Genomic DNA, 22,288 nt, shown 5'->3' on the forward strand with positions numbered 1-22,288 from the left:
CTCCGGATTGGAGATTAAGGCCCAGGCGGTGCCGCGTGCTTGTCTGCGGGGCCCGGAACGCGTGCGGACTCGATATCGCGAGCCCGCGGAATCAGCGTTTTGATCATCAACTTGAAATACTGGCTGAATTCTGCGCCTTCGGGAAAGGTTTCCGGTGCATCGCGGTGCACCTGCTGATTACCGATGAAGGTGGCGTAGGCGAAGGTGGACCACAGCTTCGCCTCGGGCTCGCCGAGTCCGAGCGCCTGATAGCACTCGTGCAGGTAGTTCATGCGGCGCGCCGAAACACGACGCACGACGGTGCCGACATGCGCGTGGTCCGAGGCGGCGGCCAGCGCCAGATAGAGCCGCCCGGCACGATGGCTGGCATTGGCCCGCTTGAACAATTTGACGATGCGGTCATAGGGATCCGACGCATCGGCAACCGCGATGATCATATCGTCGGTTTCCTGACGCTCCCACAGTTCCAGGGCGCGGCGCATCAGCGCTTCGCGACTCGGGAAATGCCAATAGAAACTGCCCTTGGTCACGCCCAGCGAACGGGCCAGCGGTTCGACCGCCACGGCCTCGATCCCGCTGGACGCCACGGCCTCAAGCGCGGCAGCGGACCAGTCATCGGCGGTGAGATTTTGTCGGGGAGTGTCCATATCGGATCCTGGGCGTAGCGGTCTCCTCCGCCTGGCTTTGCCCTCAGCGGCCGCGCGACTCTAGCAATGCGCCTGCGTATGGGCAAACCGAACGCGATGACTGAGGACCGTGTCGACGCGGTGTGGCAAGCTGCACCGGGAAGGCAATGGCGGCATGATAAAACCCGCTGCGGGCGCGCACGATGTACCGTCCGGTGAAACGACGGATGACGAAAATCAGGGATGAGGAGAACCCGATCATGAGATCAAGCCACCGCTTGCCGGCCTTGTTGATTGCCGCGGGCGCCGTGGCCGCGATCGCACTGATCATACCGGCCCACGCGGCGGTTCCCGATGCGCAGGCCGCGCAACTGGGCGGAGTTCTGACTCCGCTGGGTGCGGAAGTCGTCGGCAACGCCGAGGGCACGATTCCGCCCTGGAATGGCGGACTGCTGGGCGCGCCGCCCTGCTTCGCCGGCGCCGGCTCGCGCTACTGCGATCCCTTTGCGCACGAGCAAGCCCTGTTCACGATCACGCCCCAAAACCTCGGGCAGTACAAGGACCGGCTCAGCGAAGGGCAACGGGCGATGTTCGAGCAGTATCAGGACTACGCCATGCCGGTCTATCCGAGCCGACGCACCGCGTCCGCGCCGCCCTGGGTGTACGCGGCTACGCGGGCCAATGCCTCGCGCGCCGAGCTGACGGAAAATGGAGAAGCGCTGCACGACGCCGCCACCGGCATCGCCTTCCCGATTCCGCAGAACGGCCGCGAGGTGATCTGGAATCATAGAACCCGTTATCGCGGTGTCGCACTGCGGCGCTGGAACAACCAGTTTGCGGTCACCGCCGCCGGCATCGTCAATGCCGTGAAGTTTCGCGAAGACGTGCTGTTCAACTACTCGCAGAACGGCGCCGCGCCGGACGATCTCGATGACTGGCTGATGTTTGTCGCGCTGGTGATCAAGCAGCCGGAACGGTTGGCGGGCACGATCCTGTTGCTGCACGAGCCGCTGGACCCGGAGGAGGAGGACCCTCGCGCCTGGCAGTTCAACCCCGGCCAGCGCAGCCTGCTCAGCCTGCGACGGGCGACCAATATCGGCTACGACAATGCCGCGCTGGCCGCCGACCGGCTGTTGACCAACGACCAGTTCGACAGCTTCAGCGGAGCGATGGATCGCTACGACTGGAAGCTGCTGGGCAAACAGGAGCTGTTCGTGCCGTACAACAGCTATCGGCTGCACAGCGACCAGTACCGCTACAGCGAGATTCTCGGCAAGCACCACATCGAGCCGGCGCTGACGCGTTATGAACTGCATCGCGTGTGGGTGGTGGAAGCGCGGGCCAAACCGGGAATCGTGCACATTTATGACCGGCGCGTGTTCTTCGTCGACGAGGATTCCTGGCAGATCGTGATGGCGGACCTCTACGACCGGCGCGGCGAGCTGTGGCGCCTGCAGGAAACGCACACGATCAACCAGTACGACAAACTCCGCATCGCGCCGGTGGCGCAGGTGGTCTACGACCTGCCGGACCGGCGCTATCTGGTGCAGGGGCTCAACAACGAAGACCCCGAGGATCAGGACATGGACTTCGACGCCGACGATTTCTCGCCCGGCCGCGTGAGGCGCCGAGCAAAAAAATAGGCGACGTACAACGAACCAGGCCGGCGCAGTGCGCCGGCCTGGTTCGTGACAACCGCCCCGGGATCAGTCGCCGCGGTACGAGCGCTTGCGCTCGTGTTCCTTGAGGAACTTTTTGCGCACGCGGATCGACTGCGGCGTGATCTCCACCAGCTCATCGTCATTGATGAATTCCAGCGCCTGTTCCAGGCTCATCTTCACCGCGGGCGTGAGCAGCACGTTTTCGTCGCTGCCGGAGGCACGGACGTTGGTCAGCTTCTTGCCCTTGAGGATATTGACGACCAGATCGTTGTCACGCGAATGGATGCCGACGATCTGGCCTTCATACACCTCGTCGCCCGGCTCGGCCATCATGCGGCCGCGATCCTGCAGGTTGAACAGCGAATAGGCCAGCGCCTTGCCCTGCTCGTTGGAGATCAGCACGCCGTTGTGGCGATTACCGACATCCGCGTCAGCCTTGGGGCCGAAGTGGTCGAAGTTGTGGGCAAGCAGGCCGGTGCCCGAGGTCATGGACATGAACTCGGTCTGGAAGCCGATCAGGCCACGTGAGGGAATCGCGTACTCCAGGCGAACCCGGCCCTTGCCGTCCGGCACCATGTTCTGCATGCGGCCACCACGCTCGGACAAGCCCTGAATCACGCTGCCCTGGGTCGCCTCTTCCACGTCGGCGGTCAGGATTTCGAACGGTTCGTGAATTTCGCCGTCGACCTCGCGCAGGATCACCTGCGGACGCGACACCGCCAGTTCGTAGCCCTCGCGGCGCATGTTCTCGATGAGAATGCCCAGATGCAGCAGGCCGCGACCGGACACGCGGAACTTGTCCGGGTCGGCCGTGGGTTCCACGCGCAGCGCGACGTTGGTCTTGAGTTCGCGTTGCAGGCGGTCACCGATCTGGCGGCTGGTGATGAACTTGCCTTCCTTGCCGGCGAACGGGGATTTGTTGACCTCGAAGGTCATGCTCATCGTCGGTTCGTCGACCTGCAACGTCGGCAGGGCATCGGGTGACTTGGCGTCGCAGATCGTCTCGGAGATGCCGAGGTCGTCGATGCCGGACAGCGCCACGATGTCGCCGGCCTGCGCTTCGGTCGCCTCGATCTTGTTGAGGCCGAGAAAGCCCATCACCTGCAGAATCTTGCCGTTGCGCACCGTGCCGTCCCGGCTGACCACGGACACCGGCATGTTCGGACGCACCTTGCCGCGCTTGATGCGGCCGGTGCCGATGATGCCGACGAAGTTGGAATACTCCAGCGAGATCACCTGCATCTGGAACGCGCCTTCCGGGTCCACGTCCGGCGACGACACCTTGTCGACGATGGTCTGGAACAGCGGCGTCATGTCGCCCTCGCGCACGTTCTCATCCTCGCCCGCATAGCCCTGCAGGGCGGAGGCGTAGATGAACGGGAAGTCGAGCTGCTCGTCGGTGGCGCCGAGCTTGTCGAACAGGTCGAACACCTGGTCGATGACCCAGTTCGGTCGCGCGCCCGGGCGGTCGATCTTGTTGATGACGACGATCGGCTTCAGGCCCAGCGCAAACGCCTTCTGCGTGACGAAGCGCGTCTGCGGCATCGGGCCGTCCACGGCGTCGACCAGCAACAGTACCGAGTCCACCATCGACAGCACACGCTCGACCTCGCCACCGAAATCGGCATGGCCCGGGGTGTCGACGATGTTGATGCGGAATTCGGTATCGTTGCGCGGGTCGGTCCAGCGCAGCGCGGTGTTCTTCGCCAGAATGGTGATGCCGCGCTCCTTTTCGAGCGCGTTGGAATCCATGATGCGTTCGCCGAGGTCCTCGCGCTTGTCCAGCGTGCCGGACTGACGCAGCAGCTTGTCGACGAGAGTGGTCTTGCCATGGTCGACGTGCGCGATGATGGCGATGTTGCGTAAATTCTGAATCACGGGGACGGCTGCTCGATCAGGGGCCGGGAAACGGCGCTAGCGCGCATGGCCGGACGGCCACGCGGGTAAAAGGCGGCGGATTATACGCTCGGAAGGGTGACGCCGGTAGTGTGCAGCGCCAGGCCGCGCAATACGCACGCATCGTGCATTTCAAGGCGGTGCCCGGACAGGCACCGGCTCAGGACGTTCACGGATTGAATCATGGGACAGGGAGCGACAGCACCGCAGCTGCGCAGGCTGATCTTGGTGTCGGCACTGCTGGCCGGCTGTGCCTCCGCGCCCGTAGCGCGCAAGCCATCGCCGCCGGCGCCATCGCCGCCGTCGCCGGTAGTGAAAAGCGTCGATACCGGCAGCGCGATGCGCCAGCTGCTCGAAATCAGTGGCCAGCGCAGCGTCGCGCAGCTGGCCAAGCGCGAGGCGATCTGGAACGACCCCGGTCTGCGCATTCCCCTGCCCAGAATGATGAAACGTGCCTCGCGCTATCTGACGATGCGTGGCTATTCGCAGGAACTGCAGACCTTCCACAAGTCGATCAATCACGCTGCGGAACTGGCGATCGCCGATTTCGGTGGTCCGCTATCCGATGTGACGCTGGCGGTGCAGTGGCCGGCTGGCGGCCGCGTCGCGGGTGGCGATGTCGCCGCCACCGCCTATCTGCGCAATCAGGCGGGCAAAACCGTGCGCCGTCAGCTCGGTCCGCTGGTCGACCTCGCCCTGCGCCAGACCCAGGCGAACCGCGAATACGAAGCGCTGATACTGGGTGCCGGCGACCTCGGCGCCTTTCTCGCCGGTCCGCGCGACGATCTGTCCGCGTTCGTGGCCGATCGCGCCGTCGCTGCACTGTTCAAGACCATGGGGCGTCAGGAAGCACGGCTGCGCCGCGACAGCGACGGCGGCGGGGTCGACATCCTGCGGCGCTGGTATCAACAGAATGCGCGGGCAGCGATCTCTCCGTAGCCTTTCGACTACGGAGCATTCGCGACCGGAAACGTCCGGTACGCGTATTCGAAGCTGTCGTAATACATCCGGGCGGGATCGAGCCCGGCCTCGGTGAACGCGCGTTTGCCGGCTTCGATCATCGGCGGCGGGCCGCTCATGTAAAGCTCGTGGCCGGCGATATCCGGGACCTGCCGCAGCACTTCCTCGTGGACCCAGCCGCGCGCACCGTGCCAGTCTGCATCCGGCTCCGACAGCACGGGCACGTATCGCAACGACGGACAACGTTCGCTCAGCTCACGCAGCTCGGCGTCGCAATACAGGTCGCGCTGCGCGCGTGCCCCCCAGAACAGCGTCATCGGCCGCGTTTCACCGCGTTGCACGCATTCCTGGAGCATCGCCCGCAGCGGCGCCAGACCGGTGCCGCCGGCCATGAACACCATCGGCCGCCGCGTGTCGCCGCGGATGAAGAAGGCGCCCAGCGGCGCCTCGAAACGCAGGATCGTGCGCAGCGGCATGTCGTGCGCCACCCAGTTGGCGAAGCGGCCGCCCGGAACCACGCGCAGGTGCAGCTCGATCAGCTCCGAGCCGGAGGCATTGGCGATCGAAAAGCTGCGGCGCGCGCCGTCGTCGGTCAGTACATCCAGATACTGGCCGGCAAGCCATCGCAACGGCCGTTCGCTTTGCGGTAACCGCAGGCTCAGGCCGATCACGTCATGCGCGAGCCAGCACTTTCCGATCACGCGCGCCGGCCACAGCTGTGGTCTCAAGGTCGCGAATGCACCCGGCAGATGCAGATCCAGATGCACTTCGCCCATCGGCCTGGCCAGGCAGCTCAGCGTAAAGCCGGCTTCACGTTCCGCCGGACTCAGGGCCGGCGGTTCTCCCAGGGTTTCGACCCGGCCCTGCGTCACCTGGGCACGGCAGGCGCCACAAGTACCGCTCTGGCAGCCGAACGGTAGATTCAAGCCTTGGCGCTGCGCGGCGGCCAGGATGGTTTCGCCTTCGGAAACATCGAACGCGGTATCGCTGTTGGCCAGATAGACTTTGTGCATGAATCGGGCAATCACCCTGTCGGGAAAGGCATTGATCGTCGGTTGCGGCGATATAGGCCAGCGCGTCGCGCGGCGGCTTCTGGAGCGCGGCGTCGAGATTAGCGGAGTGGTTTCTTCCGAGCCAGGCGTGATCCGGCTGGCCGGACACGGCGTTCCCGCGCTGGCATACGATCTCGACCGCCCCGCGACACCGCCCGAGGCCCCGCTGCTGTTCTGGTTCGCGCCGCCGCCCAAGGCCGGCCTCGGCGACCCACGCCTGCGCAACTGGCTGGCCGCGGCACGCGGTATCGAGCGCATCGTCTACATCTCGACGTCCGGCGTCTATGGCGATTGCGAAGGACGCTGGATCGACGAGGACGAACCGTTCAAGCCCCAGACCGATCGAGCGCGGCGCCGGGTCGATGCCGAGAACGCGCTGGCCGAGTGGCGCGCTCGCGGCGGCGAGACCGTCGTGCTGCGCGTTCCCGGCATTTACGGACCGGGCCGGCTGCCGGAACGACGCCTGCGCCAAGGCTTGCCGGTGATCGACCCGGCCGAAAGCCCGTACAGCAACCGCATCCATTCGGAAGATCTCGCCACAGCCGCCTGCGCGGCGGCGCAGTCCGGTATCGACGGCACGGCGTACAACATTGCCGACGGCCATCCCAGCCCGATGGCGGACTACTTCCTGCGCTGCGCGACGCGGCTGGGCCTGCCGCCGCCGCCGATAATCCCGATGGCACAGGCACGGCGCGCGCTGACGCCGGCGATGCTGTCGTTTCTGGAGGAATCCAAACGATTGCGGATCGACCGCATGCGCGAGCAGCTGGGCGTGGTACTGCGGTATCCGAGCCTGCGCGAAGGACTCGCGGACTGCGTCTGAAGGCGCTTGGTTCAAGCGCGGCTCAGGCACCCCGCGTGATACTCGGGCCCGCTGCCAGGCCAACGGGCAGCATTGATCCAGCGTAAAGCCGCCAAGACCCGCCAGGAGACGATTCGGATGAGCATGATGCAGGAATTCAAGACGTTCGCGATGCGCGGAAACGTCATCGACATGACGGTTGGTATCGTCATCGGCGGCGCCTTCGGCAAAATCGTCTCCTCGCTGGTGGCCGATGTGATCATGCCGCCGCTGGGCATGCTGATCGCCGGCGTTCCGTTCAGGAATCTGGCCGTGGTGCTCAAACAAGCCTCCGAGAACGCACCTGAAGTGGCGATCCGCTACGGGCAGTTCATCCTCACGATCGTCGATTTCATCATCATCGCCTGCGTGATCTTCATGGTGGTCAAGGGCATCAATACGGTTCGCCGCAAGGAGGAGGCCAAGCCAGCCCCGCCACCTGCGCCACCGGCCCCAAGCAAGGAACAAGTGCTGCTCGGCGAGATTCGCGATCTGCTGAAGACGCGCCAGTAAATCCAGGGCTCAAGCCCGACGGTCGATGCACCGGATTCCGGCGTAGTTCCTGCCCTATGCCGGAATCCGGGATGTCCGACACAGTTTGTCGCTCTATCCCCCATCTACGGGATTGTCGTGCCTGCGCGACACGACTATCGTTTCGCCCTGATACGCTGGAGCGTTTCCGGGGCGTTTAGGGAGGGGAACAATGAACATGGACCGTGAAATCGGCAAGATCGTGCTGCATGTGCAGAATCTGCTGCGTCAAATCCAGCAGGAGGGCGATGTGGAAGCCCTTGCCGCGCTCGAAGCCACTCTGCAGATCGCCACCACCAAGTTGCGCAACGCCAAGCGCAGCATGCGCGGCAAGCTCACATCGCTACGCGTGGCCTGCTGATCGCCACCACATAGGCAAGCCGCGCGGCACACGTTCTACAATCGGGCTCCATTACTTGCCCGAGCCGCCATGCGCGCAGTGCTTCTGGACGCCGGCAGCCTCGGCCACGATGTGGACCTGGGCCCGATCCGGCAACAAGTCGACTCACTGGACATTCACGACGCCACTTCGGCCGATCAGCTGATCGAGCGCCTGCAAGGCGCCGAAGTGGCGCTCAGCAACAAAGTGGTGATCGACGCGCAGGCAATCGACGCACTGCCCTCGCTGCGCCTGATCTGCGTGCTGGCCACCGGCACCAACAACATCGACCGTGCCGCCGCGCAGGCGCGTGGCATCGAGGTCGTCAACGTCGAAGCCTACGGCACCGCCAGCGTCGCCCAGCACTGTCTGATGATGATGCTGGCGCTGGCCACGCAGCTGCCGCGCTACCAGCGCGATGTCGCCGAGGGCCGGTGGCAGACCAGCGAGCGATTCTGTCTGATGGATCACCGCGTGGTGCAACTGGCCGGCAAGCATCTGGTCATCGTCGGTTCCGGCGCGCTCGGCCAGGCGGTCGCCCGACTGGCGCGGGCCTTTGAAATGCGCGTCAGTTTCTGTGCCCGTCCCGGCAAGGAATCGCAGGATTCGCGCCCGCCACTGGCCGCCCTGATCGAACAGGCCGACGTGCTGAGCCTGCATTGCCCGCTGACCGAGGCGACTCATCATCTGGTCGACGCATCGCTGCTGGCGCGCATCAAGCCCGGCGTCCTGCTGTTGAACTGCGCACGCGGCGGACTCATCGACGAACTCGCGGCGCTCGATGCCTTGCGCACCGGTCGTCTCGGCGGTCTCGGCGTGGACAGCCTGCCGCAGGAGCCGCCGGTGGACGGGCACGCGCTGATCGAGGCCCTGCACGAACCGCTGAACCTGCTGGTCACGCCGCACAGTGCCTGGATCTCACCCGAAGCGCGCCAGAACATGGTGAACCTGAGCGCGCAGAATCTGCGTCGCTTCCGCGAAGCGCTGCGTTAAGCCTCCATTCCCGGCAGCTTCATAGACTGTCTGTCGGTATATAGCGCAGGCACACCCGCTTGAACAAACCATGTGCGTTGTTGATCTACAACCCGCACGCCCGCAACGGCGACAACAATCTGGACGCCGGCATCAAGCTGCTGCGCCGGCATGGGATCGAGGTCCTGGAAGCCACACCGTCGAGCGCCAGCGAGCTGGCCGAGCTGTGCGAGCAGCATCGTGGACGTATTGATCGTGTGATCGCCGCGGGCGGAGACGGCACGGTCAATCTGGCGCTCAACGGAATCTTCGGGCTCGACCTGCCGTTGGGTGTGGTGCCCATGGGCACCGCCAACGACTTCGCCAGAACCCTGGAACTGCCCAGCATGATCGAGGACGCTTTCGCGCAGATTTCGGAAGGGCGAACCGTCAGCGTCGATGTCGGCGAAGTCAACGGACACTACTTCCTCAACGTGGCGCATATCGGCTTCGGCGTAGCGGTTTCGCACCACCTCGATTCGAGCCTGAAGCGCTGGCTGGGTCCGCTGAGTTATCTGATCGCCGCCACCAGCGCGCTACGGGTATTGCGACGCTTTCACGCCACGCTGCGCTTCAACGGTCAGCGCATGACGATGAAAACCGTGCAGGTCACGGTGGGCAATGGCGTGTTCTACGGCGGCGGCACGCCGGTTGCCGAAAACGCGCGCATCGACGATGCCGGGCTTGACCTCTGCGTGGTGCCGCCACAACCCTGGTGGCGCTGGCTCAAGGTGGCGCTCGCCCTGCGCACCGGTTCCACCCACAAGCTGGTGGACGTATTCACGCAGCGGGTCCGCGCGGTGGAAATCGACACCACACGTCCGCATACGATCACCGCAGACGGCGAGATCATCGGCAAGTCGCCGGCGCGCTTCGTTTGCCATCCAACGGCCTTGCGCGTGTTCGCGTCGCAGACCCTGCCCGACAAGCGTATCGATCAGGAAGCGGCCTGAAACCAGCAGCCAGGGACCGTTCGGCCGCCGTTGTACCGCCGCCGATCCTGTGCGTCCTGTTCGCCGCCGTCAGCAGCGATCAGATTGTCATCCAAGCGTCATTCGCGAACGAACCCGAGGTTCGCGCGCAGACATGGAGGGCACCGCAATGACCGACTACATTTTGCTGACAGCGCTGATCATCGTAGGCATCACTGCCTTTCTCGACGGACGTTTGCTGTACCGACTCAACCGCCGCTGTGTTCATGCCCGCGAGGGCCGCAACGCCGATAACCGCCTGTTGCGCTGGTACGCGCAAGGCTTCGATCAGCCTTTGCGGCTGGCGCGCTGGCTGGTTCGGATCAACGCCCTGCTGCTGGCGGCGGCGCTGCTGCTGCAAAGCGACCCGGTATTGGTCGCCAGCGCCGCAGTGATGCTGATCCTTGGCGTGTATGAACTGCGGTCTGGATCCAGCGTGGCGCGTCGCCACCTGGAGACCATCAACGTCCAGCAGCGACCGCCTGCCTCCCGCTGAGCATTCTTTTACCGCGTTGCCCGCTTGGTTCGCGCCGCCACTACTGAGACACTGCCTCATGTCCAAAACGGGACCGGACTGAAGCATCGTGCCGGCTCCTGAGCCTGGGAGGGGTACGGCATGAAGCTCATCATCACAATCGGTCTGGTGCTGTGGTTCGCGCAAGCCCTCGTGATTCGCGCGGCAAATCCGCCGGCACTGATGCTGGCCGAGCGCTATGAGACCGGCGTCGATCTCGACGCCTACTGGGTCAGCGAAAAGCTCGATGGCGTACGCGGCTACTGGAGCGGCACCGAACTGCTCACGCGCGGCGGCTACCGCATCGAAGCGCCGCCCTGGTTCACGCAAGGCTGGCCGTCGCAGCCGCTGGACGGCGAGCTGTGGATGGGCCGCGCGCGCTTCGCCGAACTCAGCGGGACCGTACGGCGCGCCACACCGGACGAGGTCGCCTGGCGTGAGCTCAAGTTCATGGTCTTCGACCTGCCGGCCCATCCCGGCACCTTCGACGAACGCCTGGCCGCGCTGCGCGAATTGATACCGACGCTGCAGATTCCCTGGCTACGGCTGATCGAACAAAGCCATGTCGCCAATGCCGCCGAACTGGATCGACGGCTCGATCGCGTGGTCGCGGCGGGCGGCGAAGGCCTGATGCTGCATCGCGGCGCGGCGCCGTATCGCGCGATTCGCAGCGACGATCTGCTCAAGCTCAAGCCTTACGACGACGCCGAAGCGCGCGTGGTCGGCTACGTGCCGGGCCAGGGCAAATATCAGGGCGTGCTCGGATCGTTGGTGGTGGAAAGACCGGATGGCCTGCAATTTCGCCTGGGCAGCGGCCTTTCGGACGAGCAGCGTGCCGATCCTCCGGCACTGGGCAGCTGGGTGACGTATCGTTACAACGGCTTCACCGTCAACGGCATTCCCCGTTTCGCGCGCTTCATGCGTATCCGCGACGAGATGCCGCCACCCGATCCGCCCGCCGAACCCGCTCAGCCCTGATGTCCAGTCCCATCGACCTGCATTGCCACTCCACGGCATCCGATGGTCGTCTGCGTCCCGCCGCCGTGGTGCAGGCGGCGTCCGCGGCCGGCGTCCGCGTGTTGGCGTTGACCGATCATGATGGTGTCTCCGGCCTGCCCGAAGCGCAGGCCGCGGCGGCCGAAGCCGGCCTGCATCTGCTGCCCGGAATCGAACTGTCGACCACCTGGAACCGTCAAGGCGTGCACATCGTCGGACTGGGTATCGACCCCAGGGCATCCGCCTTGAATGACTGCATCGCCATCGTTTCGGCGCGCCGCCGCGCCCGCGCCGAAACGATGGCGCACAAGCTTGAAGGTTTTGGCCTGAGCAATGCTCTGCAGCGTGCGCAGGCCCTGGCCGAAGGCGGACTGATCACGCGCACCCATTTCGCCCGGCTGTTGGTCGAATCCGGCGTCAGCCGCGATCTCGGCCGGGCGTTCAAGAATCTGCTCGGCAATGGCAAGCCTGCGGATGTGAAGATCGAATGGATCACGCTGGCCCGCGCCATCGAGGTGATCCATGCGGCCGGCGGTTGCGCGGTGTTGGCCCACCCGATGAAGTACAAGCTCAGCAACACCAAGCTCCGGCAACTGTTCGCCGACTTCGCCGCGCTGGGCGGCGACGCCGTCGAAGTCTGTTGCGGAAACACGCCGAGCGACCAGACGCAATTCGCCGCCGCGCAGACGCGTCGCTTCAATCTGGCCGGATCGGTGGGCTCGGACTTTCACGACCCCGGGCAGACCTGGATCGGTCTCGGTCGCTTGCCGCCCTTGCCGGTAGACATCACGCCGGTCTGGGAACGCCTGCCCACCCAGCGCGCCGTCATCGAAGCCGCGCTGGCCTGAGCAGCGTCTAGTTCTACTATGTCATCAATTTCAATAAGCTAGACTCATCATGAAGCGGATTCTCAAGGATGGGTCAATCGGAAGCTCGGCTGGATCGGTATCTTGAGGGCTTGGTGTCGGTGCTGGGGCACAAGGACCGTCATGCGCCGTGCCGGGACTATTGCGTGGGCCTGCTGCTGGATGGCGAGCGCAAGAGCATGCAGCCGATGGCCGCCCGGCTGTCCCCGGCGTCGGTGGGCGTGGCCCGCCAGTACTGAGGGCAACGGGACTACCAGGAACTCAAACAGGAAGTCGGTCTATCCCATTTCGAAGGCCGCTCGTGGCGAGGGTTTCACCACCATGCCAGCATGAGCATTGCCGCCTATGGGTTTTTGATGAGCGAACGCCTGCGCGCACAGCGCCGCAGTAAAAAACCCCCTGGCGTTTTGCTCGACGTGGCACCGCTTCCGGCCGACTACGTCCCCCGCGGCGCTACCCGTCCGGCCTGAGCGACACCTACCCGATTCGATCGCCACCATGCGCCGCCTGATCCAAGCGCACCTGATCCGACGACTACCGCGATGTCCGTGCTGTGGGCTGCCCGCCTCTCCCGGAATCCGAAGGGCGCCGAATAATCAATGACTCTATTGACACAGTAGAACTGGGATTCATGGCCGGCTGACGCGGAGCCTCGCTTTTTGGCAGCATTGCGGGATTTTCCACCCGGAGTTTCGATGAATACTGCCTCCCTGCACTGCATCGTCCTGGCGGCGGGCAAGGGCACGCGCATGAAAAGCGCCCTGCCCAAGGTGCTGCACCCGATCGCCGGTCGCCCGATGCTGGCGCATGTGCTGGAGGCGGCGCGTGCCCTCGGTGCCGTTGGCACCCATGTGGTCTATGGCCACGGTGGTGATGCGGTGCGGGCGTACTTCGACGAGCACGATCTGCGTTTCGATGGTCTCGAATGGGTGCATCAGGCCGAGCAACTGGGCACCGCTCACGCCGTCAAGCAGGCCATGCCCAGGATTCCGAATGGCGCGCGCGTGCTGGTGTTGTATGGCGACGTGCCCTTGATCCGGCCGGAGACTTTGCGCCGTCTGATCGCCGAGGCTGACGATGGACTCGGCCTGCTCACCGTGGAGCTGGATGATCCCAGCGGTTACGGCCGGATCGTGCGCGATGCGCGTTTCAAGGTGAAGCGCATCGTCGAGGACAAGGATGCCAACACCCGGCAGAAGGCGATCCGCGAGGTGAATACCGGCGTGCTGACCGCGCCGGCCTCAGCGCTGCGCGCCTGGCTGGAGCGGATTGGCAACGACAACGCCAAGGGCGAGTACTACCTGACCGATGCCGTGGGCCTGGCAGTGGACGACAAGCAGCGTGTCGCGGCAGTCACCGCAAGCAGCGCGGCGGAAGTCGAAGGGGTCAACGATCGTCTGCAACTGGCACATCAGGAGCGCGTGTTCCAGGCGGCCGCAGCGGAGCGCCTGTTACGCGCCGGGCTCGGGCTCGCCGATCCCTCACGCTTCGATCTGCGCGGTGCGCTCGAATTCGGCCGCGATGTCAGCCTTGATGTCGGCGTGATCATCGAAGGCAAGGTGAGGCTGGGTGATGGCGTACGCATCGGTCCGTACTGCGTGCTGCGCGATGTCGAGATCGCCGCCGGGACCCAGGTTGCCGCACATTCGCTGATCGAATCGGCCCACATCGGGCGCGATTGCCGCATCGGGCCGTTTGCCCGCATCCGGCCGGATACCGTGCTGGAAGACGAAGTGCACATCGGCAACTTCGTGGAAACCAAGAAGACGCAGATCGGCCACGGCAGCAAGGCCAACCATCTCAGCTATCTGGGTGACGCAACAATCGGCAGTGGCGTCAATATCGGCGCCGGCACCATTACCTGCAACTACGACGGCAGCAACAAGCACACCACCGTGATCGAGGACGGCGCCTTCGTCGGTTCCAACACCTCGCTGGTGGCGCCGGTACGGGTCGGCAGCAAGGCCACCGTCGGCGCAGGCTCGGTGCTCACGCGCGACGCACCGGACGGTGCCCTGAGCATCGCGCGTTCGCGCGAGCAGAAGTCCTATCCCAACTGGCAGCGCCCGGACAAGAAGAAGTAGGGCGCCTTGCGGCGGGCCTTATACTGGCCGTCTTCCCCCTGCAATATTCAAGGAAATGTGCGGAATCGTCGGCGCCATCGCGCAGCGTGACATCAGCGAAGTTCTCGTCGAAGGCATCCGCCGCTTGCAGTATCGCGGCTACGATTCCACCGGCCTCGCCATGCTCGGGGACAATGGCGCCATCTGCATGCGGCGCGCCGTCGGCAAGGTCTCCGAACTCGAAAGGAAGCTGGAGGCGAGCCCGTGCCGGGGGCGGCTTGGAATTGCGCATTCGCGCTGGGCCACGCACGGCGGCGTGACCGAAGCCAATGCGCATCCGCACCTGTCCGGCGAGCGGATTGCCGTCATCCACAACGGCATCATCGAAAACTACGAATCGATCCGCGAAGAACTCGCGGCCAGGGGCTACGAATTCCGGTCCGAAACCGATACCGAAGTCATTGCGCACCTGATCCACGATCTGCTCAAGCAGGACATCGACCTGACCGAGGCCGTGCGCCAGGCCATGCGCCGTTTCGAGGGCGCCTACGCCATCGTGGTGTTCGACGCCCAGCAGCCGGACCGCCTGGTCACCGCACGTATCGCCAGCCCGCTGGTCATCGGGCACGGAGACGGCGAGAACTTCGTCGCCTCCGGCATTCAGGCGCTGCTGCCGGTCACGCGGCGGTTTTCGGTGCTCGACGAGGGTGACATGGCTGAGGTCCGTCTTGATGGCGTGACCATCTACGATGCTGACGGAAACATCGTCGAACGCGAGATCACCGTGTCCGAGCAATCGGCGGACGCCGTGGAGCGCGGTGACTACGCGCACTACATGCTCAAGGAAATCTACGAGCAGCCGCGCGCAATCGCGGACACCTTGTCCGAACGCATCCTCGGCGATCACGTGCTGGAAGCCGCCTTCGGGCCCCGCGCCGCCGAAATCCTGCCACAAGTCGACAACGTGCATATCGTCGCCTGCGGCACCAGCTACCACGCCGGGCTGGTCGCGCGTTACTACCTGGAGCAGGGCGCGCGCATACCGTGCACCGTCGAGGTCGCCAGCGAATACCGCTACCGCAATCCGGTGGTGCAGCCCGGCACCCTGTTCCTCGCGATCTCCCAGTCCGGCGAAACCGCCGACACCCTGGCCGCCCTGCGTGAAGCCAGGAAGATCGGCTACGTCGCTACCGCCGCGATCTGCAACGTGGCCGAGTCCTCGCTGGTGCGCGAGGCCGACCTCAGCCTGATGACCCGCGCCGGTCCCGAAGTGGGCGTAGCCAGTACCAAGGCCTTCACCACCCAACTTGCCGCTCTGGGCCTGCTGGGGCTTGCCATCGGCCAGCGCCGCAGCGTGGATCGTCGCCTGGTCGGCGTCTACGCCAGACAGATGCAGCGCGTGCCGGAAATGGTGCAGCAGACGCTGAAGCTGGATGCACAGATTCGCGTGTGGGCGAGGCACTTCGCCGACAAGCACCACGCCCTGTTCCTGGGCCGCGGGCCCACCTACCCGGTAGCCATGGAAGGTGCACTCAAGCTCAAGGAAATCTCCTACATCCACGCCGAGGCCTATCCGGCCGGCGAACTCAAGCACGGCCCGTTGGCGCTGGTGGACGACGACATGCCGGTGATCGCTGTCGCGCCCAACGACCGGCTCTTGGAAAAACTCAAATCCAATCTGCAGGAAGTGCGCGCGCGCGGCGGTCGTCTGTTCGTGTTCGCCGACCCCAACACCGGTTTCACTCCGAGCGACGGGGTGGACATCATGACCATGCCCGAGCACATCGAGCCATTGCAGGCCCCGCTGATCTACACCGTGCCGCTGCAACTGCTGGCCTACCACGTGGCCGTGCTGCGCGGGACCGACGTGGATCAGCCGAGGAATCTGGCGAAGTCGGTGACGGTGGAGTAGCGAGCCTGTCGGCTTGCGCGCCTTTGCTGGTTCGCAAAGAGCCTGAAACCGGATGGGTTCGCTGAAGCTTCAGCGAGGTCACGCCAAGTCGTCAAAGTAGAGCCGCACACCCATGCGCTTGTGCAGCACGCCGATGATGTCGACTCCCCTGCACGAACCAGATAGAAAATCACACGCTTTCGGCGGCTTCGCGCATGTCCGGGGTGACGCGTAGCGGCGGCAGGGTTGCGGTTTTCATGGGCGGCGACCGTATTGCAAGTGCGATGCAATGCTGTTTGATGCGGCCGATGCCGTCAACTTGCCGCTGCGTCCGGCCCGCTCAGGCGCGTGTCCCGGTAGAGCGCATCCTGCAAGTCATGCACGGCCTGCTCGAACCCGGTTTTGCTGCCGAAGGGGCGGATCAGCTGCATCGGTGTGCCCATCTGGTTGAACGGCCGGATTTCGAGCACGCGTACATTGTCCAGGCCGGTGATGATGCCGTCGTCCTGGTATTTGAATCGGGATGCCATGGACGGTTGCGCTGAGCCTGAACGCGGACTCTCAGCGAGAGTTCAGGCCGTCTGGCACACCCTGTACGCAGGCTTCAAGGAGGACCGGCGGCAGATATTGGCTGGTCCGCATCAGTACCAATCGTCAAAGGAGTATCCCGATGGCAGACGACAAGCGCTACGAAGGCAAGACCGAAAACCTCAAGGGCAAGTTCAAGGAAGGTGCCGGCAAGGTTTCCGGCGACGAGCAGCTCGAGAATGAAGGCAAGGTCGATCAGAAGACCGGCAAGATCAAGGATACGATCGGCAAGGTCAAAGATACGGTGAAGGATGTGGTCAGCCACTAGTGTCGTATCACCGCATCAACAAAAAGGCGTCCTGAACGGGGCGCCTTTTTGCTGGGAGGCGATCGGTGGTGATGGACCGGGCAGGCAACGGTCACCTTCTGGTTTTCGGCGGGTCGCGTGAATACCGGGTCAGGCTGCGGCTTGTCCGGAGTGACAAGGGTGGGCAGACCTCATTCGCAGCTGCTGGCGATCTGTTCGAGCGCCTTGTCGCGCTCCGCGTTGAACATGTCTTCAGTGAAGCGCACGCGCTCGCCATTGTCGTCGACGCGCATCAGCCGCCTTGCCGTCTTCGCGTCAAGGTAGGCCAATCGATCACGTGCGGCTTGGCACTGCTGCTGGCGCTCATTTCGCGCGACCTGGCGTGCGTGCTCTGCTGCGGCGCGTGCGAGTTCGTCGGTTTCACTCGACTCCACGAAATCATCGATCGATTCCACGGCGGGTGCTGGGTGAGCCCTGGGAGCCCGCGGTTCGTACTTGCTGTAGGCGCCCTGTCCGGGAGGTGTCTGCGAATAATGGACCTGGCCTTGAGCATCGACCCAGCGATAGGCCGGGCTTGCGGCAGCGGCGCTGCTCGCCAGGCACAGGATCAGTGCCGTGACCCAGCCCGGCATGCGCAGCGAATCAGGCGGCGCCGGCATGTTCGGCGGCCATGGCGCGTATGCGCTCCACCATCGAATAGAAACCGTTGCGGCGGTTCATGGTGATCTGGTTCTCCAGGCCGAGCCTTGCGAAAGCCTCGGCGATATCCAGATTCAGTATTTCGTCGGGCGTTCGTTCGGACACCAGCATGAACAGTAGCGCGATAAGACCTTTGACGATGTGAGCGTCCGAATCACCGTAGAACTTCAGTCGCTTCGGTTCGCCGGGAACAAGCTCATGGTCGAGCCAGACCTGCGACATGCAGCCACGGACTTTGTTCGACTCGTTCTTGGCAGTGTCCGGCATCGGCGGCAACTTGCGGCCGATGTCGATCAGGTAGCGGTAGCGCTCTTCCCAGGGCCCCAGCAGTTCGAAATTCTCGACGAGTTCATCAACGTTCATGCGCCCTATTGTAAGGAGCGGATGATCACTCGTGGCGAACTACCAGAGCAGTCCGCTCGCCAGCCAGAGCCCGGCGGAGAATCCCGCCAGCATTTCGGTGAGTCGCGCAAAGCTCGCCGTCAGCCAGCTTGCGGCGACAGCTTTCGATTTACGGGGAGGCGGGTGGGCCATGGATGGACCTCTATGGATGTGTCTGGTACTCCAATACGCAGAGTATCGACGGCTGGATGCGGGAATTGAGCACCACTTGGCACCGGGAGTGTCGGAATTTCGCGCAAGTGCCCGTAGTCCTGATCCTGCAAAGCGCGGGTCTTGGCGCCTGGCCGGGGGGCGGAATGGGGCACGGCAGTTATACTGCGCGGCCGTTTTGAGGTTCCCAGCTCGATGACCCGACACTCCGGCCGTAGCGCCGACCAGCTTCGCCCTGTCTCTTTCGTTCGCGGTTTTACCGAACACGCGGAAGGCTCCGTGCTCGTGAGCTTCGGCGGCACGCGGGTCCTGTGCAACGCCACGGTGGAGGAGCGCGTGCCGGGTTGGCGTCGCGATTCCGGTGCGGGCTGGCTGACGGCCGAGTACGGCATGTTGCCGCGGGCCACCCACGGCCGCAGCCGTCGCGAAGCGGCCCAGGGCAAGCAGAGCGGCCGTACGCTGGAAATCCAGCGCCTGATCGGCCGCAGCCTGCGCGCCTGCGTGGACCTCGAAGCGCTCGCCGGCTGCACCATCACCATCGACTGCGATGTACTGCAGGCCGACGGCGGCACCCGCACCGCAAGCATCACCGGCGGCTATGTCGCCCTGGTGGACGCGCTCGCCAAATTGCGCAAGCAGCGCAAGCTCAAGAAGGAACCGCTGTTCGGACAGATCGCCGCGGTGTCGGTCGGTATTGTCAACGGCGCGCCGGTGCTCGACCTGGATTATGTGGAGGACTCCAGCGCCGAGACCGATCTCAACGTCGTCATGAACGAAGCCGGTGGCTTCGTCGAGGTGCAGGGCACGGCGGAAGGCCACGCCTTCCGTCGTGACGAACTGGATTCGATGCTGGGGCTGGCGTCCAAGGGCATTTCCGAGCTGATCGCCGCGCAGCGGGCCGCGCTCGAAGGCTGAGCCTCGCCGATGCGGATCCGGCCCTTTCTCGAATCCGACACCGAAGCGCTGATCGCGTTGTGGCAGCGCTGCGGCCTGACGCGGCCCTGGAACGACCCGCGCCGCGACATCCTGCGCAAGCTCGACGTTCAGCGCGAGTGGTTTCTGGTGGGCGAGACCGACCGGCAACTGGTCGCCAGCGTGATGGCGGGTTACGACGGTCATCGCGGCTGGGTCAACTATCTGGGCGTGGACCCTTCGCATCAGCGCCGAGGCCTGGGCGGCCTGTTGATGCAGGCGGTCGAAACCCGCTTGCAGGCGGCGGGCTGCCCCAAGATCAATCTGCAGATCCGGCATGACAATAACGCGGCCGTCGGCTTCTATGCCGCGCTGGGCTATGTCGAGGACGCCACGCACAGCTTCGGCAAGCGCTTGATCGATGAGCAGGACAGCACTCCGCCGCCCAGCGCCGCATCCTCGTCCCGCGAGGTCGTGCTGGCCAGCCGCAATACCAAGAAACTGCGTGAGATGCAGGCGCTGCTGTCGCCGCTCGGCTGGCGGGTGCGCGCGGTATCCGAATTCAGCGACGAAGAGCCCGAGGAAAGCGCGGTGAGTTTCGTCGAAAATGCGCTGATCAAGGCACGCCATGCCGCCGCAACGTCCGGATTGCCGGCGATCGCGGACGATTCGGGGCTGGAAGTGGCGGCGCTCGGCGGCGCACCGGGCGTGCGCTCGGCACGCTACGCCGGCGTGCATGGCGACGATCAGGCCAACAACCAAAAGCTGATCGAATCGCTGGCGGCGATTCAAGGCGCGGATCGTTCCGCGCGTTTCGTATCGCTGATGGTCTATTTGAGGCACCCCGACGACCCCACACCGATCGTGGCCGAAGGCGCCTGGCGGGGCCGGATACTCGAAGCGCCGCAAGGCGACTCCGGATTCGGCTACGACCCGCTGTTCTACGTGCCGGAGACCGCGTGCAGTGCTGCCGAACTGGCGCCGGAGATCAAGAACGCGATCTCGCATCGCGGCCGCGCCGCGGCACTGCTGCAGCAGCGTCTGCACGAGTGCTGAGCCGGGACGCGCAGCCTTTGGCGCTGTACGTCCACTTCCCGTGGTGCGTGCGCAAATGCCCGTACTGCGATTTCAACTCGCACCCGCTGCGCGGCGAGGTGCCCGAAACCGCCTATGTCGATGCCTTGATCCGCGATCTTGATTTCGAGTTGCGCAGTTTCGATACGGCGCTGGCGGCGCGCGGTCTCGGCTCGATTTTCATGGGTGGCGGCACACCCAGCCTGTTTTCCGACGCGGCGATCGCGCGCCTGCTCGATGCGGTGGCGGCGCGCCTGCCGATGGCGCCGGACATCGAGGTCACACTGGAAGCCAATCCCGGCACGGTTGACGAATCGCATTTCCGCGGCTATCGCGCTGCTGGCGTCAATCGCCTGTCGATCGGCGTGCAGTCGATGGACGATGCGCAGCTGCGTGTGCTGGGCCGCATCCACGGCCGCGACGATGCGCTTCGTGCCGTGGACATCGCCCGTCGCGCCGGATTCGACAATCTCAATCTGGACCTGATGTTCGCCTTGTCGCGGCAGACGCCCGAGGCCGCCGAGACGGATCTGCGCGCCCTGATCGCGCTGGCACCCGAGCACGTGTCGTACTACCACCTGACGCTGGAACCCAATACCGCCTTCGCCGCTGCGCCACCGCCGTTGCCGGACGATGACGTGGCCTGGGCAATTCATACCGCGGGTCAGGCGCTGCTGGCCGAGGCCGGCTATGCACAGTACGAGGTCTCGGCCTACGCCAAGCCGAATCGCCGCGCGCGCCACAATCTCAGTTACTGGACATTCGGCGACTATCTGGGCATTGGCGCCGGCGCGCACGGCAAGATCGGAACCGGCGTCTCCGGAATCCGTCGGCGCGCGCGCCACAAGTTGCCGAGACTGTTTCTGGCCGGCGCCGGCAGCGCCGCGGCCTTACAGAGCGACAGCGTGGTCGAGTCAGCCGATCTGCCGTTCGAATTCATGATGAATGTGCTGCGCCTGCATGAGGGTTTTGCGCCGCAGGCCTTCGTCGACGCGACCGGTCTGGCGCTGGACAGCATCGAAATCCCGCTCGTCAGGGCGCAGACTCTGGGACTGATCGAACGCACGCCGCAGCGGATCAGACCCAGTGCGCGCGGCCGTGACCATCTCAACAGCCTGATCGAACTGTTTCTGCCCGATGCTTGAAGACGCCGAAATCCAATGCCCCTACTGTTGGGAAACCATCGTGCTGGAACTCGATCTTTCGGCGGGCGCGCAGACCTATACCGAGGACTGCTCGGTGTGTTGCCGGCCGATACTGGTTCGGCTGGAAACCGATGGTGAGGCCTTTTCCGTGCACATCCAGGCCGAGGGCGAGTAGGGCGCGAATCGCGGCATTCATATGACTTTGGTGTGCATCGTCGGGCACGCTTGCGGCGGCGGCGGTGTCGCCGTACAATTCGCGCCCTTTTCGCCCGCCTGCGGTAGCTGTCCGATGAAAGCCGATATCCATCCAAAGTACGACTACGTGGTCTTCCAGGACATGTCCAGCGACTACATGCTGTTGACGCGTTCCACCATGTCGAGCCGCGAAACCATCAAGTGGGAAGACGGCAAGGAATACCCGCTGATCAAGATGGAAGTCTCCAGCGCTTCGCATCCGTTCTACACGGGCAAGCAGAAGATCCTCGACACCGCCGGCCGCGTCGACAAGTTCCGTCGTCGCTACGCGAAGTCCTGATCCGGAACTGATACCGAATCCGCTTGCGGGTTCATGAAACGGCCGCTTTTCGCGGCCGTTTTCGTTTTCGTTTGCGGGGCAGTCCGCGTCGCTGACACGGTTCGCGTTGCGGCGCAGCACGCGCGACAGGCATAATTCCGCTGCTGCGTACGCGGCCGTACGTCAATCCTGCCGATCGCCTAACCATCCCGGACTCTCCGGAATCGTGTGTTCAGGGGCGGTTCGAGCGTGAACGCCGGCCCTTCGCCCGCTTCTTATAGAACAGACCAACCGGAGTG

Annotated in this window: 24 protein-coding genes and 3 pseudogenes; 21 read left to right on the plus strand and 6 right to left on the minus strand. The window is 64.5% G+C overall.

The genetic code is table 11. The annotated features are described in order from the left end of the window. Positions 1-14: 14 nt before the first annotated feature. Positions 15-647 carry a TetR/AcrR family transcriptional regulator gene (locus RM530_RS00660; RefSeq protein ID WP_311363271.1) on the minus strand — a complete coding sequence of 211 codons (633 nt, stop codon included), beginning with the start codon at positions 645-647 and terminating at the stop codon, positions 15-17. Between the two features lie 239 nt (positions 648-886). Between RM530_RS00660 and RM530_RS00665 the strand changes: the two genes are divergently transcribed. Beyond that, positions 887-2,269, plus strand: a complete 1,383-nt coding sequence (locus tag RM530_RS00665) for a DUF1329 domain-containing protein (protein WP_311363272.1) — start codon at positions 887-889, stop codon at positions 2,267-2,269. 63 nt (positions 2,270-2,332) lie between these two features. On the opposite strand, the gene typA is transcribed toward RM530_RS00665, so the two are convergent. Next, complete coding sequence (gene typA / locus RM530_RS00670) at positions 2,333-4,165, minus strand: translational GTPase TypA (protein WP_311363273.1); 1,833 nt, start codon at positions 4,163-4,165, stop codon at positions 2,333-2,335. 201 nt (positions 4,166-4,366) lie between these two features. On the opposite strand from typA, the gene RM530_RS00675 reads away from it, so the two are divergent. Next, positions 4,367-5,122 carry a DUF4197 family protein gene (locus RM530_RS00675; protein WP_311363274.1) on the plus strand — a complete coding sequence of 252 codons (756 nt, stop codon included), beginning with the start codon at positions 4,367-4,369 and terminating at the stop codon, positions 5,120-5,122. A gap of 8 nt (positions 5,123-5,130) precedes the next feature. On the opposite strand, the gene RM530_RS00680 is transcribed toward RM530_RS00675, so the two are convergent. Next, a complete protein-coding gene (locus RM530_RS00680) occupies positions 5,131-6,156 on the minus strand; it encodes a 2Fe-2S iron-sulfur cluster-binding protein (protein ID WP_311363275.1) in 1,026 nt (341 codons plus the stop codon). Between RM530_RS00680 and RM530_RS00685 the strand changes: the two genes are divergently transcribed. The 12 genes and pseudogenes from RM530_RS00685 (at position 6,155) to glmS (ending at position 16,279) form a co-directional block, all read left to right on the plus strand. Then, complete coding sequence (locus tag RM530_RS00685) at positions 6,155-7,018, plus strand: NAD-dependent epimerase/dehydratase family protein (RefSeq protein ID WP_311363276.1); 864 nt, start codon at positions 6,155-6,157, stop codon at positions 7,016-7,018. The genes RM530_RS00680 and RM530_RS00685 overlap by 2 nt on opposite strands. 117 nt (positions 7,019-7,135) lie before the next feature. Next, entirely contained in the window at positions 7,136-7,549 is a 414-nt protein-coding gene (gene mscL, locus RM530_RS00690; protein WP_311363277.1) for a large-conductance mechanosensitive channel protein MscL, read from the plus strand. Between the two features lie 190 nt (positions 7,550-7,739). Next, positions 7,740-7,928 carry a hypothetical protein gene (locus RM530_RS00695; RefSeq protein WP_311363278.1) on the plus strand — a complete coding sequence of 63 codons (189 nt, stop codon included), beginning with the start codon at positions 7,740-7,742 and terminating at the stop codon, positions 7,926-7,928. A 69-nt stretch (positions 7,929-7,997) separates the two neighbouring features. Next, positions 7,998-8,939 carry a D-2-hydroxyacid dehydrogenase gene (locus RM530_RS00700; RefSeq protein WP_311363279.1) on the plus strand — a complete coding sequence of 314 codons (942 nt, stop codon included), beginning with the start codon at positions 7,998-8,000 and terminating at the stop codon, positions 8,937-8,939. Positions 8,940-8,998: 59 nt separating this feature from the next. After that, positions 8,999-9,910: a lipid kinase gene (locus RM530_RS00705; RefSeq protein ID WP_311363280.1), complete on the plus strand. Its 912-nt coding sequence runs from the start codon at positions 8,999-9,001 to the stop codon at positions 9,908-9,910. Between the two features lie 148 nt (positions 9,911-10,058). After that, entirely contained in the window at positions 10,059-10,424 is a 366-nt protein-coding gene (locus RM530_RS00710; protein WP_311363281.1) for a hypothetical protein, read from the plus strand. A gap of 120 nt (positions 10,425-10,544) precedes the next feature. Then, positions 10,545-11,420: a DNA ligase gene (locus RM530_RS00715; protein ID WP_311363282.1), complete on the plus strand. Its 876-nt coding sequence runs from the start codon at positions 10,545-10,547 to the stop codon at positions 11,418-11,420. Beyond that, the gene (locus RM530_RS00720) at positions 11,420-12,286 is read left to right on the plus strand and encodes a PHP domain-containing protein (RefSeq protein ID WP_311363283.1); all 867 of its coding nucleotides are present in this window, start codon (positions 11,420-11,422) and stop codon (positions 12,284-12,286) included. Before RM530_RS00715 ends, RM530_RS00720 begins: the two co-directional genes overlap by 1 nt. A gap of 68 nt (positions 12,287-12,354) precedes the next feature. Next, on the plus strand, positions 12,355-12,543 hold the full coding sequence (locus tag RM530_RS00725) for a transposase (protein ID WP_432276064.1): 189 nt from the start codon (positions 12,355-12,357) through the stop codon (positions 12,541-12,543). Between the two features lie 3 nt (positions 12,544-12,546). Further along, positions 12,547-12,774, plus strand: a pseudogene (locus RM530_RS00730) (IS701 family transposase); the annotation flags it as partial. A 225-nt stretch (positions 12,775-12,999) separates the two neighbouring features. Further along, positions 13,000-14,388, plus strand: a complete 1,389-nt coding sequence (gene glmU / locus RM530_RS00735; protein WP_311363284.1) for a bifunctional UDP-N-acetylglucosamine diphosphorylase/glucosamine-1-phosphate N-acetyltransferase GlmU — start codon at positions 13,000-13,002, stop codon at positions 14,386-14,388. 55 nt (positions 14,389-14,443) lie between these two features. Then, positions 14,444-16,279: a glutamine--fructose-6-phosphate transaminase (isomerizing) gene (gene glmS, locus RM530_RS00740; RefSeq protein WP_311363285.1), complete on the plus strand. Its 1,836-nt coding sequence runs from the start codon at positions 14,444-14,446 to the stop codon at positions 16,277-16,279. Between the two features lie 293 nt (positions 16,280-16,572). Here the strand turns inward: glmS and RM530_RS00745 are convergent. Then, positions 16,573-16,773, minus strand: a pseudogene (locus tag RM530_RS00745) (hypothetical protein); the annotation flags it as partial. A 155-nt stretch (positions 16,774-16,928) separates the two neighbouring features. Here RM530_RS00745 and RM530_RS00750 point away from each other — a divergent pair. After that, entirely contained in the window at positions 16,929-17,114 is a 186-nt protein-coding gene (locus RM530_RS00750) for a CsbD family protein (RefSeq protein ID WP_311363287.1), read from the plus strand. 170 nt (positions 17,115-17,284) lie between these two features. Here the strand turns inward: RM530_RS00750 and RM530_RS00755 are convergent, their stop codons facing one another. Continuing rightward, positions 17,285-17,752, minus strand: a complete 468-nt coding sequence (locus tag RM530_RS00755; protein WP_311363288.1) for a DUF4124 domain-containing protein — start codon at positions 17,750-17,752, stop codon at positions 17,285-17,287. After that, positions 17,736-18,155, minus strand: coding sequence for a SufE family protein (locus RM530_RS00760; protein ID WP_311363289.1), 420 nt, complete (start codon positions 18,153-18,155; stop codon positions 17,736-17,738). The genes RM530_RS00755 and RM530_RS00760 overlap by 17 nt, the downstream gene beginning before the upstream one ends. Before the next feature lie 384 nt (positions 18,156-18,539). Here RM530_RS00760 and rph point away from each other — a divergent pair, with 384 nt between their 5' ends. The 6 genes and pseudogenes from rph to RM530_RS00785 all read left to right on the plus strand — a co-directional run bounded on the left by rph (position 18,540) and on the right by RM530_RS00785 (position 22,010). Then, on the plus strand, positions 18,540-19,259 hold the full coding sequence (rph, locus tag RM530_RS00765) for a ribonuclease PH (RefSeq protein WP_311363290.1): 720 nt from the start codon (positions 18,540-18,542) through the stop codon (positions 19,257-19,259). A 9-nt stretch (positions 19,260-19,268) separates the two neighbouring features. After that, positions 19,269-19,676, plus strand: a pseudogene (locus tag RM530_RS18570) (GNAT family acetyltransferase); the annotation flags it as partial. A 90-nt stretch (positions 19,677-19,766) separates the two neighbouring features. Continuing rightward, positions 19,767-20,312, plus strand: coding sequence for an RdgB/HAM1 family non-canonical purine NTP pyrophosphatase (gene rdgB / locus RM530_RS18575; RefSeq protein ID WP_432276067.1), 546 nt, complete (start codon positions 19,767-19,769; stop codon positions 20,310-20,312). Then, positions 20,306-21,475 (plus strand): radical SAM family heme chaperone HemW, encoded by a 1,170-nt coding sequence (gene hemW, locus RM530_RS00775; RefSeq protein ID WP_311363292.1) that lies wholly within the window; start codon positions 20,306-20,308, stop codon positions 21,473-21,475. The genes rdgB and hemW overlap by 7 nt, the downstream gene beginning before the upstream one ends. After that, positions 21,468-21,650, plus strand: a complete 183-nt coding sequence (locus RM530_RS00780; RefSeq protein ID WP_311363293.1) for a CPXCG motif-containing cysteine-rich protein — start codon at positions 21,468-21,470, stop codon at positions 21,648-21,650. Before hemW ends, RM530_RS00780 begins: the two co-directional genes overlap by 8 nt. 114 nt (positions 21,651-21,764) lie before the next feature. Further along, the gene (locus RM530_RS00785) at positions 21,765-22,010 is read left to right on the plus strand and encodes a type B 50S ribosomal protein L31 (RefSeq protein ID WP_311363294.1); all 246 of its coding nucleotides are present in this window, start codon (positions 21,765-21,767) and stop codon (positions 22,008-22,010) included. Positions 22,011-22,288 lie beyond the last annotated feature (278 nt).

The organism is Banduia mediterranea (genome assembly GCF_031846245.1).
Taxonomy (GTDB): Bacteria; Pseudomonadota; Gammaproteobacteria; order Nevskiales; family Nevskiaceae; genus Banduia; species Banduia mediterranea.